Origin of the sequence: Nonlabens xylanidelens (assembly GCF_002934445.1) — a bacterium.
Taxonomy (GTDB): domain Bacteria; phylum Bacteroidota; class Bacteroidia; order Flavobacteriales; family Flavobacteriaceae; genus Nonlabens; species Nonlabens xylanidelens.
Map to the genome: position 1 here is coordinate 82,681 of NZ_PTJE01000003.1, position 15,433 is coordinate 98,113.

17 protein-coding genes are annotated in these 15,433 nt (G+C 34.6%); 10 read left to right on the forward strand and 7 right to left on the reverse strand.

Going from position 1 to position 15,433, the window contains the following annotated elements; all coding sequences use genetic code 11:
- Positions 1–14: 14 nt before the first annotated feature.
- The 6 genes from LY01_RS07710 to htpG form a co-directional block, all read right to left on the reverse strand.
- Positions 15–443: a curli production assembly/transport component CsgF gene (locus tag LY01_RS07710; protein ID WP_104515267.1), complete on the reverse strand. Its 429-nt coding sequence runs from the start codon at positions 441–443 to the stop codon at positions 15–17.
- A gap of 15 nt (positions 444–458) precedes the next feature.
- Positions 459–1,172: a CsgE family curli-type amyloid fiber assembly protein gene (locus LY01_RS07715; protein WP_104515268.1), complete on the reverse strand. Its 714-nt coding sequence runs from the start codon at positions 1,170–1,172 to the stop codon at positions 459–461.
- A 3-nt stretch (positions 1,173–1,175) separates the two neighbouring features.
- Positions 1,176–1,670 carry a hypothetical protein gene (locus tag LY01_RS07720; protein ID WP_104515269.1) on the reverse strand — a complete coding sequence of 165 codons (495 nt, stop codon included), beginning with the start codon at positions 1,668–1,670 and terminating at the stop codon, positions 1,176–1,178.
- 68 nt (positions 1,671–1,738) lie between these two features.
- On the reverse strand, positions 1,739–3,019 hold the full coding sequence (locus LY01_RS07725) for a hypothetical protein (RefSeq protein ID WP_104515270.1): 1,281 nt from the start codon (positions 3,017–3,019) through the stop codon (positions 1,739–1,741).
- A 77-nt stretch (positions 3,020–3,096) separates the two neighbouring features.
- The gene (locus tag LY01_RS07730; protein WP_104515271.1) at positions 3,097–4,380 is read right to left on the reverse strand and encodes a hypothetical protein; all 1,284 of its coding nucleotides are present in this window, start codon (positions 4,378–4,380) and stop codon (positions 3,097–3,099) included.
- A gap of 555 nt (positions 4,381–4,935) precedes the next feature.
- The gene (htpG, locus tag LY01_RS07735; RefSeq protein ID WP_104515272.1) at positions 4,936–6,825 is read right to left on the reverse strand and encodes a molecular chaperone HtpG; all 1,890 of its coding nucleotides are present in this window, start codon (positions 6,823–6,825) and stop codon (positions 4,936–4,938) included.
- Positions 6,826–7,261: 436 nt separating this feature from the next.
- Here htpG and LY01_RS07740 point away from each other — a divergent pair, with 436 nt between their 5' ends.
- From LY01_RS07740 to LY01_RS07785, 10 genes are all read left to right on the forward strand, one after another.
- Positions 7,262–7,915, forward strand: coding sequence for a DUF2589 domain-containing protein (locus LY01_RS07740; RefSeq protein WP_104515273.1), 654 nt, complete (start codon positions 7,262–7,264; stop codon positions 7,913–7,915).
- A 16-nt stretch (positions 7,916–7,931) separates the two neighbouring features.
- The gene (locus tag LY01_RS07745) at positions 7,932–8,633 is read left to right on the forward strand and encodes a hypothetical protein (protein ID WP_104515274.1); all 702 of its coding nucleotides are present in this window, start codon (positions 7,932–7,934) and stop codon (positions 8,631–8,633) included.
- Positions 8,634–8,635: 2 nt separating this feature from the next.
- The gene (locus tag LY01_RS07750) at positions 8,636–9,181 is read left to right on the forward strand and encodes a hypothetical protein (RefSeq protein WP_104515275.1); all 546 of its coding nucleotides are present in this window, start codon (positions 8,636–8,638) and stop codon (positions 9,179–9,181) included.
- 46 nt (positions 9,182–9,227) lie between these two features.
- Positions 9,228–9,773: a hypothetical protein gene (locus LY01_RS07755; protein ID WP_104515276.1), complete on the forward strand. Its 546-nt coding sequence runs from the start codon at positions 9,228–9,230 to the stop codon at positions 9,771–9,773.
- A gap of 4 nt (positions 9,774–9,777) precedes the next feature.
- A complete protein-coding gene (locus LY01_RS07760) occupies positions 9,778–10,422 on the forward strand; it encodes a hypothetical protein (RefSeq protein WP_104515277.1) in 645 nt (214 codons plus the stop codon).
- The gene (locus LY01_RS07765; RefSeq protein WP_104515278.1) at positions 10,415–11,212 is read left to right on the forward strand and encodes a sensor histidine kinase; all 798 of its coding nucleotides are present in this window, start codon (positions 10,415–10,417) and stop codon (positions 11,210–11,212) included. Before LY01_RS07760 ends, LY01_RS07765 begins: the two co-directional genes overlap by 8 nt.
- Positions 11,209–11,952, forward strand: coding sequence for a LytR/AlgR family response regulator transcription factor (locus LY01_RS07770; protein ID WP_104515279.1), 744 nt, complete (start codon positions 11,209–11,211; stop codon positions 11,950–11,952). The genes LY01_RS07765 and LY01_RS07770 overlap by 4 nt, the downstream gene beginning before the upstream one ends.
- Before the next feature lie 74 nt (positions 11,953–12,026).
- A complete protein-coding gene (locus LY01_RS07775) occupies positions 12,027–12,749 on the forward strand; it encodes a class I SAM-dependent methyltransferase (protein WP_104515280.1) in 723 nt (240 codons plus the stop codon).
- A gap of 87 nt (positions 12,750–12,836) precedes the next feature.
- Positions 12,837–13,616 (forward strand): SDR family NAD(P)-dependent oxidoreductase, encoded by a 780-nt coding sequence (locus LY01_RS07780; RefSeq protein ID WP_104515281.1) that lies wholly within the window; start codon positions 12,837–12,839, stop codon positions 13,614–13,616.
- A gap of 70 nt (positions 13,617–13,686) precedes the next feature.
- Complete coding sequence (locus tag LY01_RS07785; RefSeq protein ID WP_104515282.1) at positions 13,687–14,397, forward strand: flavodoxin family protein; 711 nt, start codon at positions 13,687–13,689, stop codon at positions 14,395–14,397.
- A gap of 1 nt (position 14,398) precedes the next feature.
- Here LY01_RS07785 and LY01_RS07790 read toward each other — a convergent pair whose 3' ends face one another.
- Complete coding sequence (locus LY01_RS07790; RefSeq protein WP_104515283.1) at positions 14,399–15,427, reverse strand: hypothetical protein; 1,029 nt, start codon at positions 15,425–15,427, stop codon at positions 14,399–14,401.
- Positions 15,428–15,433: the final 6 nt, after the last annotated feature.

Genomic DNA, 15,433 nt, shown 5'->3' on the forward strand with positions numbered 1-15,433 from the left:
TATTTGAGTAAACCCTACTGGTTAGGTACTATTACCTGGGTTTGATCTCCTGTCGTAGTATCGAGTATATTTACTACAAGTCCTTCTAAGGATTCAAGAATTTCTACCTCTAGACTACCAAAAGAAAATACTCCTGGTGATAATCCTGTCGATGTATCAAATTGTAAATCTAACAGCGATCTAGAAAGCTGACTAAGTATCTGACTATTTATACCTGCAGCAAAACTATCTAATGTAGATGTATCGTTTGCAGATTGAGCTTCTGCTGGATCCGTAAATTTATTTTGTAATTCAGCACTTTGTACAAGCCACTGATAATTGAATGTATCTCCACCAAAAGCTGGATTAATAGGTTTATAGACAAATTGTTGAGCATTAAGATCATTTGCCATAAAACAAATTGAAAATAACAAAACGAGCGATGTTGTTAATTTTTTGAGCATGATTTAAGTTTTAGTTTATTGTTGAGCACTTTTTAATTTCTGTAATTCTTGATACACAATACTGATCGCTTGATCTCCCATTGCTTTTATATATTCTTTTTTAGGGTTTAAAAAGAATTGAAAAACCAATTTATATCCTAAGTAAATCTCTATTCTAGAGCTTCTGCCCTGTCCAAAGACTTCTTTTATTTTCACTGTTTGATTACCTTTTAACTGGTAATAATTATACCTACCATAGAAATAGTCATAAAATTTACGTCCCGGACTGGTACGTGTTTTATTTTCAACTATTCCCAAAAAAACTATACCGTCATAGGTATCTACTACTGGTTTATTTAACTGACGTGTGTAAGGCGCTATTCTCTCTATAGATTTCCCTATCAACTTATTATCATAATTATAAATAAGTAGCATTATGGTTAAGGTTTCTGGTATGTTTAAATTAACACTGGTAGTTGCTAGAACTACTTTGTTTTTTGCATTTAGGACACCACTTCCTTCTTGTTTATTTTTTGATATATTATTTAAAGAATCTTTTTTAATAACTGATAACTCATACCTCAACCCTGTGTCGAGTCCTGTTAAATTTTCAGCAACTCCTTTAATGGTTAAAAACTCTGATTTTTCTTCCATTTGAATATCTGCCTTTACTTCACGATTGTATAAGGATTGTTGCGCATAGCAAGTGCTTGCAACTAGTAATATGACTATTGTGAAAAACCCTTTCATGTTTTAGTAATGAAGTACATAAACAGCAGCTCCTGTACCGGTTTGATTAATCTTTAATCTCTCAGATATACCGTTGGTACCTACACTTATAGCTGTATTATAGTTTCCATTTTGATTTAATTGTACTTCATGATTTTGAGCACCGTGTAAACTATAGTCTAAAAACAAATTGCTATTTCCTATTTGTTGCACCTGCTCTCTAACCCTTAAAGCATTTATTTTAAGATTAGAAATATTAAAGTTTCCATCTTGTACTATAGTAACCTCTGCATTATCAGAGGCTATTTGAGAAATTGCAGTATTATTAAGTCCCACTTGCGCAATAAAAACGGAGTTTTTTAAAACGGGAGTTTGTTGTATTTGCTGGTTTGCAGCATAATTTAATTGTGAGTTATTAGTCTTAAATGAAACGTCAGATATTACCTCTTTATCGTCTACATAATTTTGAGCAAAGCCACAAAAAGAAACCAATACAAATAATAAAACTACATTTTTCATATTATCAGATTTAAAAAACAAGAATAACCGCGAGTAAGTAACTCGCGATTATCTTGTTAAAAATTATTTTAGAAACTGTGTGCTGCAGTAGCAGCCGCTCTTTTCATTTGAGCAGTTAATGCTACGTTTGCATTTCTTTGAATTACAACAGCGCTATTACTTCCTGAAGTTGCTGCTGGTGATCCACTTAAAGGGTTGTTTTGATTCACAACACTTACTTGTCCATTTCCAGTCTGGTCTACAACAGCCATGTTTCCATTAGCTCTTTGATTGATAACAGAAGAGTTATCAAAACCATTCTGGATAGAAGTTGCTATGTTACCTGCAACCTGTCCATTTGCTTGAAAAATACTAGAGTAGTTATCATCTTGATACTGCTCTTGAAAAGCTTGGTTGTCATTTCCAGCTTGTGTAGATCTTGCTTCGTTATTATTACCAGCTTGATACTGCTCTAGAGAGTTATTTCCTCCAGTTGTAAGACCTATAAGGTTTTGCTCATTTACAGCAATGTTTCCAGTTCCTACTTGCTCTTGAAAAGCAGAATCACCTACTAATCTTTGAGAAGAGTACGCTTCGTTTAAGTCACCTTCTTGAACTTGTTGTGTAAATGCGTCAGTAGCTTGAACAGATGCATCACCTTGATCAGATTCTGCATAGTTTCCTAAACCTAGACTACCTGAACCACCATCTTGAATCTGTATCAATTCATTGTTATCACCATATTGCTCACTTATAGCAACATGTCCTGCACTTTGATTAGGATTTGCTCCTTGAGACTGGTAAGATCTGTTACCTACACCAGCTGCTTGGTCATTTCTTTGAAGTATAGAAGCTTCATTATTATCCCAACGTTGTTGTACCTCAGCATAGTTTTCCTTACCATCTTGATCTACAAGAGCAAGGTTACTTTCTGCTTGTTGTGGTGTATCTGCACCTTGTTGAACTAACGCTGTGTTATCCAACCCTACTTGGATACCAAAGTTTTCGTTCAAATCACCCTGTTGAGTTACTGTGTAAGCATTTCCTTCACCTGACTGAGCAATCTCAGAATAATTAAGGTGCCCACTTATACTAGGCTGTACATTACCCCATTGTAATACGGTAGCCGTGTTACGGTTAGTTGCGTTTGTACCGGTTTGTGAGATAAAAGAACCGTTTGCAGTACCTTGTTGAGATACAAGAGCATCACTACCAGTTCCTTTTTGATCTACATTAGAATAGTTACCACCTACAGTCGCTGCTGCAGTAGGAACTGTTTGTTGTGCAGGACTCGCTATTGTTTGTGGAGTCTGTGCTATTGCTACAGTACCAGCAAGAAGTGCTGCTACACTTAAGATAATTCGTTTCATAATAAATATTTAGATTGAGTTGATATGTAAAAAATCCAACATCTAAATAATTAGATGTTGGATAAAGTTGCTTCTGTTTAGAAGTTATGAACTTTAGTTGCTGCTGCTTTTTGAAGCTGAGCATTTAAAGAAACATTTGCATTTCTTTGAATAATAGTAGCTGTGTTACTTCCAGAAGTTGCTGCTGGAGAACCACTTAATGGAGTATTTTGATTCACAACACTTACTTGACCATTACCAGTTTGATCTACCATAGACATGTTTCCATTTGCTCTTTGGTTGATTAAAGAAGAGTTATCAAAACCGTTTTGAATAGATGTAGCTATGTTACCTACAACCTGTCCATTTCCTTGAGTTATTTTAGAGTAGTTATCATCTTGATACTGCTCTTGAAATGCTTGGTTATCATTACCGTTTTGTAATGATCTAGCCTCATTCCCATTACCAGCTTGGTATTGATCTACATAGTTATCACCACCGTTTAAAGAACCACCTAAGTTTTGCTCATTAACAGCCATGTTTCCATTTCCTAGTTGCTCTTGAAAAGCAGTATCACCTACTAGTTTTTGAGAAGAATAAGCTTCGTTTAATTCACCTTCTTGAATTTGTTGAGCAAAAGCACCTGTTGCTCCATCTAGAGCATCACCTTGATTAGATTGTGCATAGTTACCCAAACCTGTAGCTCCACTAGAAGCACCATCTTGAATTTGTACCAACTCATTGTCATCACCATATTGCTCACCTATAGCAACATGTCCTGCACTTTGGTTAGGATTTGCCCCTTGAGACTGGTAAGATCTGTTACCTACGCCAGCCACTTGGTCATTTCTTTGAAGTATAGAAGCTTCATTATTATCCCAACGTTGTTGTACCTCAGCATAGTTATCCTTACCGTCTTGATCTACCAGTGCTAGGTTACTTTCTGCCTGTTGTGGTGTATCTGCACCTTGTTGAACTAACGCTGTGTTGTCCAACCCTACTTGGACACCATAGTTTTCATTCAAATCACCTTGTTGAGTTACTGTATAAGCGTTTCCTTCACCAGACTGTGCGATATCAGAATAGTTAAGATGACCACTAATACTAGGTTGTACATTACCCCATTGTAATACGGTAGCCGTGTTACGGTTAATTGCATTTGTACCTGTCTGTGAGATGTAAGATCCATTTGCAGTACCTTGTTGAGATACTAAGGCATCACTACCTGTCCCTTTTTGGTCTACATTAGAATAGTTACCTCCTACAGTCGCTGCAGATGTTGGTACTGCTTGCTGTCCTGGATTAGTAATTGTTTGCGGCGTCTGTGCTATCGCTACAGTTCCTGCAAGAAGTGCCGCAACACTTAAGATTAATCGTTTCATAATAAAATATTTAGAATTAATAAATACACATTCATTGAGCATGAAACAAGAAAACCTTACGCGTTTAATCGTTCATTGAACATACGTTCTTTTAATCTATAGGGACTTTATTATTACACGGTCGTAGGGATAACCTTGTAATTGTCATAAACATTTGCAGGGATGCTGTTTACTTCTGACATGGTAAATATAGGCGATGATTTTAATGCTATGCAAACACCTTTTTTGACTTATGATGGGTATTTTCTGTTATCTGAGGCATGAAAATCGAGCAATGACAATACTTAAGCTTAATATGTTAAAAAACAATGTTTTAGACATACTACACAAATACTCTTTGTAATACGTAAAACAGAATGTGAAAAACTCGATTATTTTAGTTTAAATTTAACAAATTGTAAGTATTAGACTACAACACAATGCCGATTTATGATTATTAAAACCGATTTTTATCAATTCCTCATCAAATTATCCTTAGTTACGATGTATAATTAAAAAAAAAGAGCATGCCTTACAGCATGCTCTTTCATAAAATAAATTATTAGTTCTACAGTCTTATTTAATTAGACCATAGCTGCGATTCACAAACTCAGTCAATTTCTCACCTTTAAGTAATCCTTGAGATAATTTTGCAAGATCAACTGCTTGTTGAATAAGTCCAGTTTTTTTAGCTTCATCTTTCTCATTAAAGATAGTTTGTACTAAATCGTGATTACCGTTAACCACTAGGTTGTGCATGTCAGGCATGTTACCAAAGCCCATCATACCTCCACCACCAGACGCTTGCATTTCTTTCATACGTCTCATAAATTCTGGCTGTGTGATAATAAACGGTGCTGCATCACTACTCATAGCTTCTACTTGTACCGTATATTCTGCATCCTTTATAGTATCAGTAATTACTTTTTGAAGAGATTCCTTCTCCTCATCAGATAATTTAGAGATTTGCTCTTCATCTTTCTTGATAAGGTTATCAACATGATCAGCATCTACTCTTACAAAAGAAACATTCTCTTTAGATCCTTCTAATTTCTGCATAAGGTGCGAGATAATAGGAGAGTCTAATAACAGTACTTCATAACCTCTTTCTGTCGCTGCTGCTACGTAAGAATGTTGAGTCTCTTTATTTGAAGTATAAAGAATTACTGTCTTACCATCTTTATCGGTCTGTGCATCTTTAATTTTTTCTACCAGTTCATCCCATAAGTAATAAGAACCATCTACAGTAGGGTATAAAGCAAATTTATCTGCTTTATCAAAGAATTTCTCCTCGCTTAACATACCGTATTCGATAACGATTTTGATATCGTTCCACTTTTCTTCAAAACCTTTACGGTCATCGTTGAAAAGACTCTTTAATTTATCGGCTACCTTACGAGTAATGTAGCTAGAAATTTTCTTTACAGCACCATCTGCCTGTAAGTAAGAACGAGATACATTTAATGGAATATCTGGAGAATCTATAACACCACGCAACATGGTTAAAAATTCTGGTACAATTCCTTCTACGTTATCTGTAACATACACTTGGTTTTGATACAATTGTATACGATCCTTCTGTACATTAAGATCCTGAGTCATCTTAGGGAAATATAAAATCCCTGTAAGATTAAAAGGATAATCTACATTAAGGTGAATGTTAAAAAGAGGCTCTTCAAATTGCGTAGGATACAACTCACGATAGAAACCTTTATAATCTGCTTCTTCTAACTCGCTAGGCTGTTTAGTCCATGCTGGAGAAGGGTTGTTGATGATATTATCTACTTCTTCAGTAGGTGCAGCATCTTCTTCTGCAGCTCCTTCTGGTTTTTCTAGAGTTTCTGTTCTCATACCAAATTTGATAGGCACTGGCATGAACTTGTTGTACTTATTAAGAAGCTCTGTAATACGGCTTTCTTCTAAGAATTCCGTCTCGTCGTCAGATATATGAAGAATAATCTCGGTACCAAAATCTTCTTTAGTCGCAGGCTCTAGCGTATAATTAGGAGATCCATCACAAGTCCAGTGCACAGCTCCATCACCTCTAAATGACTTTGTAATAATTTCTACCTGGTCTGCTACCATAAAGGCAGAATAGAATCCTAGACCGAAATGACCTATGATACCACTATCCTTTGCAGTGTCTTTATATTTTTCTAGAAACTCTTCAGCTCCAGAAAACGCTACTTCATTAATATATTTCTGTACCTCATCTTCAGACATACCTAGACCTTGATCTATAATATGAAGCGTTTTTGCTTCTTTATCGATCTTAATCTCAATTTTTTGATCACCTAATTCTACACTCGCCTCACCTATTCTAGCAAGGTGTTGTAATTTTAATGTAGCATCAGTTGCGTTAGAGACCAATTCTCTTAAGAATATCTCGTGATCGCTGTATAAAAACTTTTTAATAAGCGGGAAAATATTTTCCACCGCTACGTTAATGGTTCCTTTTTGTGACATATTATTTTATTGTTCTATTAGGTTTATATCTGTTCCGCTTTCGCGAAAGCGGAATTATTTTATACTTTGATACATTTCAAGCCTTATACCAATTCATAAATAGTGACAAGCTGACAGCCTGTTGTTTTATTCATACCGACCGTTCAAGTAATCATCTCTACCGTTAATAGAGTACTAATTGAATAAAACGTGATACCGATTCATATTTGCATTGTTAAGTAATTAAGTGAAAACAATTTTAGGGGAAGGGGTCGTGGTGAGAAATCGCCCGACTTTTCCTTAAAATTTTATTAAGAATTACAAAACAATTATAGATCATGTGGTAACAGCATCCTATAATACTTCTCCTTCTCAAATATGAATCAATAAAGGTTCATTTCAGGTCGATCCCGAAAAGCCTGTTTCAACGAGTAGGGACCAATTAAAATTATAAATTATGCCTAATTTAGTAGCAGAATTAAACAGTTTAGACTTCAATAACTACATTGGAGGACCATTGCAAGCCGCCGTACAAGCCCAGCATGCAGCAGCAATGTCGCAAGTACAATTTATTCAAGAAGTAGGATTTGTAAAGGATGATACAGATCCTACAAAATCAGATTTAAGGTATGTAGATTTTGCTTACAAGAAATCTATTCCTAATCCAGATTACAAAAAAACATTACAAGAATTAAAAGATGAAGGTCGAGTACCTGCAGCAGATACAACTATTCCTTCAACTATAGATGTGGCAACCGATTTTTTGAATAGTGAAATTAAAATTAAAGTTCCTTTTCTTACAATGTTATCTATACCTGCATTGCGTATAGAGGAAATGACCATAGATTTTAACGCAAAACTTACTTCAACAGAAACCTCTAATGTTTCTAGTGAGTTTGCAGCAAGTGCAGAGCTTGGAATCAATTACAAAGTAGTTAATTTTAAGGCTAGCGCATCTTATAAACGTTCTACTTCTAGAGGAACAAATGTTGAAAAAACATACAACCTAGGAGTTCATGTAAAGGTTGTAAACGATGAATTACCAGCCGGATTAGATAGAATTCTAACGATGTTAGAAGATAGTATAGCTAGTGTAAATGCACCAGCATAATTAAAAACAAACAATTATGGTAAAGCTTAAAGATTATTTAGGAACATTAATCTCAGGCGTAAACCAGGCGCGAGTAATGGCAGACGTTGAGTCTGCCAGAATCGCGCAGGCTTATGCAAGTGATAACATTCTCAAACATTTTCCTGTGCCTAGGTTTAGAGCACAAGATGTGGAATTAGACATCCCTATCGCAATAGATAGTTTTGACCAGCAACCAGCAGCAGACTACCAACCTGTAGATAACAAATCCTTTAATAGTAATACATACACTAGTATGAAAGATGCCGCTCAACGTGCTTCTTTTTCTAGAAAAACTTCTACGTTTCTAAATTCTGAAATTGCCGAAAAATCTAAAATTTTAGAACAAGAAATGAAAGCTAATGAATCAAAGGAGCTCGCTTTTTCTAGGTATGAAGAAAAAATGACTGCTGCATTCTCTAGTGCTATGGATATGGAAAAAATCCCAGCTGCTGATCAAGATAAAATGATTGCAAATTATAAGGACATCCTTAAAAACAAGGTCTATGCAAGTGTTAAAACAAGACAAGTCAGTAACACTTTAGAAAATGCTAATGTTGTTGTTGATGCAGCAAGACTGAGAGAAATTCCGAATGAAAACATTATACGTATCAAAATGAAACTGTTTGAAGATGGAATGGAGTGGCATACCTCTGAAGATGTAAATGGCAATCAACAATCTTCTTTATTACCTGAATAATTATGAGAAAATCTGTTATAGAACCTGCCTCGATATTTAGAAAAGAACTTTTTAGTATTCCTGAAAAGGTAACTCGTTTTCAAAAAAAAGAACACAACATTACAGATGAATGGATAGCATGGCTTACTCATTTAGAAGATCTTTTTACAAAATATCATTACACAGAAGCAGCCGAAGTTGCAGGTCATAGAGCCCAAGTGATTGCCGCTGCAGCTTTTGAAGAAGGAAAACGTGTGAAAAAACGAAAGTTAATGACCACTGCTGCTATCAACACAGTACAACCTGTGCAACAACTTCTCACTGATGTTAGTAACAAGCTAGAAGAAAAAATAGAAGTGGTAAGAAATCTAATTAAACAAATATTAGTACCTGCCAAAGATGCTGGTATGATTAATTATGAGCCTGGTCATGATTTTACGGCTTATTTAGAAAAGTTACTTGCTCAATTCAAAACTCATGAACAATTAGCTCCTAGTGTGAATAGTGCAATAGCAAGTATTGGAAAATATGATGTTCTTAAAATTCTTGCCGAAGAAATTGAATTTTAAAAAATCAGAATAACTACATTTATCATCTAATCAATCAACCTTAATTATGAAAAAACCTTTCCTTAATTTCATCGTATTAGTTCTAACCGCTATAAGTTTAACTTCTTGCGAGTGGAATAAAGATACTCCTAAACATAACGATCCATCACCTGAAGAAATAGCTAAGAAATGGAACAATACAAAGGGGAAAATCTCTAATAAAGAGGCTAACCGATTAGAAGAGAATTATAAGAAATTGCTTTATAATGGATCCAGAGATTCTCTAATCGATGCAAATGGTGAGGTATATAAAGATACTAGAGAAGTCTGGTTTGACATAGAAGAGTTGAAAAACTACATTGCTTATATCGAGCAACATGGTAAGGATAACAATTATGATCAATTAGGTATAAGAGTCTATCTAGGTACTAAAGAACCGATTAAAGATGGCAAGGCCGTTACTACGCTATTCTTTTATGGAACTGGACATGCTAATGGTCTTACTTCACAAAGAAGTACGACACAGTCAGCTCTAGATACTAATATCCCGGGAATAGATGGTCTTAATAAAGGAACGTCTGGAATGCCACCTAAGGATTTAATATACCCATAGTTTTATGCAGCATGACTATACATATTATTATATTTCTACAGCCATAATTTATGCGTTGATCCTTATTACTACATGGGTCACTGTTAAAAACTGGAGTTATTTGAGTAAAACAAAGGAATCGATATTTCTCCCTTTTCTTTGTTTTACTATTGTTATAGAACTTATAAGTAATTATTATGTATGGATTCTTGTTAGGAATGCATCTATAGTTCTAGATTTTTATACGTTGATTGCGATGCTATTTACTATTTACTGGTTTTACTCTTATTTGAGAATAAAATGGCTAGCAATTATAAGCTCTATTTTAATGATAACCAGCTATTTAATAAGTGTTTATTATGTAGAATCTTATGTAGACGAGTTACCTGCCATAGTTATAGCTGCTGCATTAATTATAACGCCTAATGTTTTTATCTTTTTTAATAAAATGCTGCTTAACAATAAGGTGAAAAAATACACAAATCACAGACCATTCTGGATTACTATAGGCTTATTTGTCTTTCATATTAATGCGATGCCACTAGTGCTATTTTTACCTAACCTTAAAAGATTAACCTGGCAAGTTAGTGGTGTACTAGTATTTATTAACCTGATTATGTATGGCTGTTTTATATACGCTTTAAGTTTGAAATCTGCTCGAGATGAATAATTATGACTACTTTATAGGCGCTTTTATATTTGTACTGGTCATTACCATCGGTATTATCTCTTTATTTATCACCTTTAATAATAGAAAGAATCAATTACTTAATGAAAAACTAGAAGAACAACTAGCCGCTCAAAAAAGACAACATAATAGCGAATTAAATGCGCTGCGTAGTCAACTCAATCCACATTTTGTACATAATAGTTTAAACGCAATTCAGTACTATATACAACGTAATGAAGTAGAAATCTCTGAAGATTATCTTACTAAGTTCTCTAAACTCATGCGTCTTTTCTTTGATTATTCTAGAAAGAAATTAATCACTCTAGAAGAAGAGATATCGTTTCTAACTAAGTATTTACAAATCGAGAAATTGAGGTTTGAAGAGAAAATAAGTTATAGCATAGAGGTAGACAGTCACTTAGATAAAGAAAACACCTTTATCCCAACCATGATTTTACAACCCATGTTAGAGAATGCTGTTAATCATGGTATTTTTCATAAACTAGGTGCTGGACATATTATTATGAGCTTTGATCTATTACCAGAAAAAAACGGTTACAAAGTAAGTATCATAGACGATGGTATAGGTTGTGAAAAATCTAGAGAAATTCAAAAAAACCAAAAAGCTAATACCAAAGCACACAGTAGTGAAGTCATAAAAGAACGACTAGACATTTTAAACGACAGTCAAGAATGGTCCATAGATTATGAAATCATAGACCGCTCCATACATAAAGGAGAATCAGGCACAGCGGTTTACATCACTTTTAAACACATTGAGGAAGAATGAATATCAAGACTATAATTATAGATGACGAGCCTAAGGCCATTGCTATTCTCAAAAATAAAATCGCTCGTTTTTGTCCAGAATTAGACATAGTGGCTACTATAGAAAAACCTCAAGATGCTTTTGACACGATAAACGAGTTGAAACCAGATCTTGTTTTTATAGATATAGCTATGCCTGGTATGAGTGGCTTTGAAGTATTAAAGCAATTTTCAATTCCTAATTTTGAAATTATTTTTGCTACGGCCTTTGATCAATATGCTCTCGATGCGATTAAACATTGCGCGATAGGTTATCTAGTGAAACCTATCGATAATGAAGATCTAGTAGAAGCAGTCGATAATGCAACACGTAATATTACAGATAAGAATGCACTAGAAAAGAATAAAATTCTAATCGAAAATCTAGGTATTCAAAAATTCCAAAAAAAGAAAATTGTTATTCCATCTACTGAAGGTCTAGAATTTGTAAAAGTTAAAACCATTACCCATTGTGAAGGTGTAGATGGATATACTAAAATTCATTTTATAGATAGCAAACCTATATTAAGCTCTCACAGTATAGGACACTTTAAAAAATTATTAGATCATAAAGATTTCTATCATGTACATAAATCTTACATCATTAATATGATTTTTGTAGAGCGTTATTTAAACGATGGCTACGTAGTTTTAGAAGGCAACACCAGCATACCAGTATCTAGAGCAAAACGTACCGACTTTTTAAATCAGCTCAAAGGTTAATTAATTCATACTTCAAGTATACTAAGAAAGGCTATTCATTTCTTAAAGCTTAATTTTGTTTTAAAGATATTAAAGTGGATATAGATTCAGACCTTTATGGTAATGCATTAGTAGATTTTCATCAAGGAAACTACAGTGAAGATATTACAGTTTTAAGCACGACTATGGAAAATGACGTTATGCCACTTCCCTATCTTTTTAGATCTTATGATCAAATGCCGGCTCTAGAAAAGAAAGCATTGCTACTTTCCACAGGTACTGTTCTAGATGTAGGTGCTGGCGCAGGTTCTCACTCCTTATACCTCGAGAGTAATGGGCTTACCGTTACCGCATTAGATCAAAGCCCGGGAGCCATAACTGTTTTAAAAGAACGATTAAAATCGCCTGATTCTAAAATAGTTCTAGAAAGTATATGGGAGCATAAAGAAAAGTACGACACTATTCTTCTACTTATGAATGGTACTGGCATTTTTGAAAAACTATCTCGTACTACTTCCTGTCTAGAGAATTTAAAAAACCTACTGAATGAAAACGGACAGATTCTAATAGACAGTTCTGACCTTAGGTTTCTTTATGAAGACGAAGAAGATGGTGGCCTGTGGGTAGACCCTAGCAAAGAATATTATGGAGAAGTCACCTTCTCTTTACAATATAAAGGAATAGAATCTGCATCATTTGATTGGTTATACATGGATTTTGAACTTCTTAAAACACATGCTCAAAAAGCTGGTTTAAAAGCAGATCTCGTTCAAAAAGGAGAACATTATGACTATCTCGCACGTATTACTAAAATTTAACATACTTCTCACACGCTGTTAAACTTGAAATAAACGCAGTTACCCACCTCTATTAGTTCATTATCTTTATGTTTTAACATAAATAAAATGAAAACTGCATTAATAACCGGTGCTAGCAGCGGTATAGGTAAAGAACTCGCAAAAATACATGCTTCACAAGGTGGTCATCTGGTTATCATAGCCAGGAGTGCTGATCAATTGCGATTACTTAAAGAAGAATTAGAAAACCAGTATAACGTTTCTGTTCATGTTATTGAAAAAGATCTTACCAATTATAACGCTACACAAGAGATCTACGACGAAGTAAAATCGGCTGGTATTCAAGTAGATTATTTGATTAACAATGCGGGCTTTGGCGGTATAGGTAAGTTTCATGAAAGAGACTGGGCACAAGATCAAAATATGATTCTGCTCAACATTACTGCATTAACACATCTATGTCGTTTATTTATACCAGACTTTGTAGAGCGCAATGAAGGGAAAATACTCAACGTTTCTTCTACCGCGAGTCTTATGCCAGGACCTATGCAGGCCGTTTACTTTGCGACTAAGGCCTTTGTAACCTCACTGAGTAACGCACTTTCTCAAGAATTATCACATACTAATATTACGGTGACTAATTTAATGCCTGGCGCTACAGATACTGGTTTTGGAAAAACATCGGGAATGGATAAAACCTCTCTGTTTGAAAACACCGCTACACCACTAGATGTTGCCACTACGGCATATAACGCAATGATTGAAGGTAAAATGGATATCAAAGCCGGTCTGACATTTACGCAAAAAGCCATGCTCCATACTCTACCCATCACGCCTAAAAAAGTGATTCTAAAAATGGTAGAAAAAATGCAAAAGCCTAAAAATTAACTAAAAAATTAAAATAATAGTTCCGCTTTCGCGAAAGCGAGATCAAAATAATCCTCAAAAACAATACAAGATGAATAAACCAGATTTCTCAAAATTAAAAGCACTTTATATAAACTGTACTCTTAAAAGATCACCAGAAAAAAGTCACACTAAAGTCCTAATGGATGTAAGCGCAAACATTATGAAAAAAGAAGGTGTAGACGTTGAGCACATACGTTTTATAGATCATGATGTTGCAACTGGTGTACAACCTGACATGACAGAACATGGCTGGGATACTGACGCATGGAATGATATTTATAAAAAAGTAGATGCTGCAGATATTTTAATCATAGGTACTCCTATATGGTTAGGTGAAAAATCGTCACAAGCACAATTATTAATTGAACGTTTATATTCCATGAGTGGGCTTACTAACGATAAAGGACAGTATAAATTCTATGGAAAAGTAGGTGGTACTATTATCACAGGTAATGAAGATGGTATTAAACACTGCGCTATGGGAATTTTATATTCCATGCAACATGTAGGTTATTCCATACCACCACAAGCAGATGCTGGATGGATAGGAGAAGCTGGTCCTGGACCTAGTTATGGAGATGATGGTAAAGTAGGTCTGGATAATGACTTTACTAAACGTAATACCACATTTATGACCTATAATTTAATGCACCTTGCAAAAATGCTTAAAGAAAATGGCGGCTATTCTACCTATGGTAATTCAAAAGAAGAATGGAATAATGGTAATAAATGGGCTTTTAATAACCCAGAATATAGATAGACTATTCTTTTAAAGTAGCTATGTGAGTTACTGGATGGTCATACATATCACCTTTTACATCTATCAGGTACACGTTTGTGCCTGGTAGATTTCTAGAGGTAACTCTATGAGAACCTACTACATTACCATAATTTTTAAATGTGGTTACCTCACCTTCTATTTCTAGTTCATAATATTCAAAACCCTTTGTGTAAAAGGATCCAAAAACAAAATGATTACCACCAGAACTGCCGTTACCTGTAACTGCCTGGTCGGTTATTTTTATATGATCTCTATAGTGAGTTATGTACTTTTTTGCCCGATCACATTCTAAGTATTCTGATAACATGGTATTACATGTTTTTCTATCCCCATAAGCACTGTCCCATAGAGCTCGTGGCAGGTTATTTATTCGATATTCTTGATTTGCATAAGTTAGAATGGTGATTCCTAGGGTGTATTTAAAGCATAGCAAGCCCGGTAATACTTGTTTTTCAAACGCATCTACAGCGCGATGATAGCTTATAGAGTCATTCTTCATTGCAATTTCATAACTTAGACTATCTGGGAATTTATGTGTAGCAAACGGTCCATTTTTTGCCAACTCTTTCTCTAGATCTTCTTTAAATTTCACTCCATTAAAAGGGTGTTCTGGTATTAAAACAGGTGTCGCACTTATGTTATCAAATCGTTCTAACTCACCTTCTCTATTGTACCGATAAAACTGCCCGTTTTTATTTATGAAAGTATTTCTTGAGACAGAAACAGAATCTATTATATTTAAATTCTTGTCAAATTTTGCTATAACTTTTTTACTATAACTATCACCATCAGCATCTAGTATTTCAACATAGCCCATCAACTCATTCTTACTGGTGGTATAAATGGTATCTATTCTCATACCAGCAGATTTAATCGAGATCTTATCATTAGAATGGTCTGGAAAAGCTGCCATTTCAGGAAACTTATCATCTTCTGTCCTGGTGTAGCCACAACTAGTAAGTTGTACTATAACTAAGGAAATGATTATAATTTTGATTAAGTTTTTCATTTTACA

Excerpts from the sequence above, each read along its gene's own strand:
- LY01_RS07710 (WP_104515267.1), bottom strand. The coding sequence starts at position 443 with ATGCTCAAAAAATTAACAACATCGCTCGTTTTGTTATTTTCAATTTGT.
- LY01_RS07715 (WP_104515268.1), bottom strand. The coding sequence starts at position 1,172 with ATGAAAGGGTTTTTCACAATAGTCATATTACTAGTTGCAAGCACTTGC.
- LY01_RS07720 (WP_104515269.1), bottom strand. The coding sequence starts at position 1,670 with ATGAAAAATGTAGTTTTATTATTTGTATTGGTTTCTTTTTGTGGCTTT.
- LY01_RS07725 (WP_104515270.1), bottom strand. The coding sequence starts at position 3,019 with ATGAAACGAATTATCTTAAGTGTAGCAGCACTTCTTGCTGGTACTGTA.
- LY01_RS07730 (WP_104515271.1), bottom strand. The coding sequence starts at position 4,380 with ATGAAACGATTAATCTTAAGTGTTGCGGCACTTCTTGCAGGAACTGTA.
- htpG (WP_104515272.1), bottom strand. The coding sequence starts at position 6,825 with ATGTCACAAAAAGGAACCATTAACGTAGCGGTGGAAAATATTTTCCCG.
- LY01_RS07740 (WP_104515273.1), top strand. The coding sequence starts at position 7,262 with ATGCCTAATTTAGTAGCAGAATTAAACAGTTTAGACTTCAATAACTAC.
- LY01_RS07745 (WP_104515274.1), top strand. The coding sequence starts at position 7,932 with ATGGTAAAGCTTAAAGATTATTTAGGAACATTAATCTCAGGCGTAAAC.
- LY01_RS07750 (WP_104515275.1), top strand. The coding sequence starts at position 8,636 with ATGAGAAAATCTGTTATAGAACCTGCCTCGATATTTAGAAAAGAACTT.
- LY01_RS07755 (WP_104515276.1), top strand. The coding sequence starts at position 9,228 with ATGAAAAAACCTTTCCTTAATTTCATCGTATTAGTTCTAACCGCTATA.
- LY01_RS07760 (WP_104515277.1), top strand. The coding sequence starts at position 9,778 with ATGCAGCATGACTATACATATTATTATATTTCTACAGCCATAATTTAT.
- LY01_RS07765 (WP_104515278.1), top strand. The coding sequence starts at position 10,415 with ATGAATAATTATGACTACTTTATAGGCGCTTTTATATTTGTACTGGTC.
- LY01_RS07770 (WP_104515279.1), top strand. The coding sequence starts at position 11,209 with ATGAATATCAAGACTATAATTATAGATGACGAGCCTAAGGCCATTGCT.
- LY01_RS07780 (WP_104515281.1), top strand. The coding sequence starts at position 12,837 with ATGAAAACTGCATTAATAACCGGTGCTAGCAGCGGTATAGGTAAAGAA.
- LY01_RS07785 (WP_104515282.1), top strand. The coding sequence starts at position 13,687 with ATGAATAAACCAGATTTCTCAAAATTAAAAGCACTTTATATAAACTGT.
- LY01_RS07790 (WP_104515283.1), bottom strand. The coding sequence starts at position 15,427 with ATGAAAAACTTAATCAAAATTATAATCATTTCCTTAGTTATAGTACAA.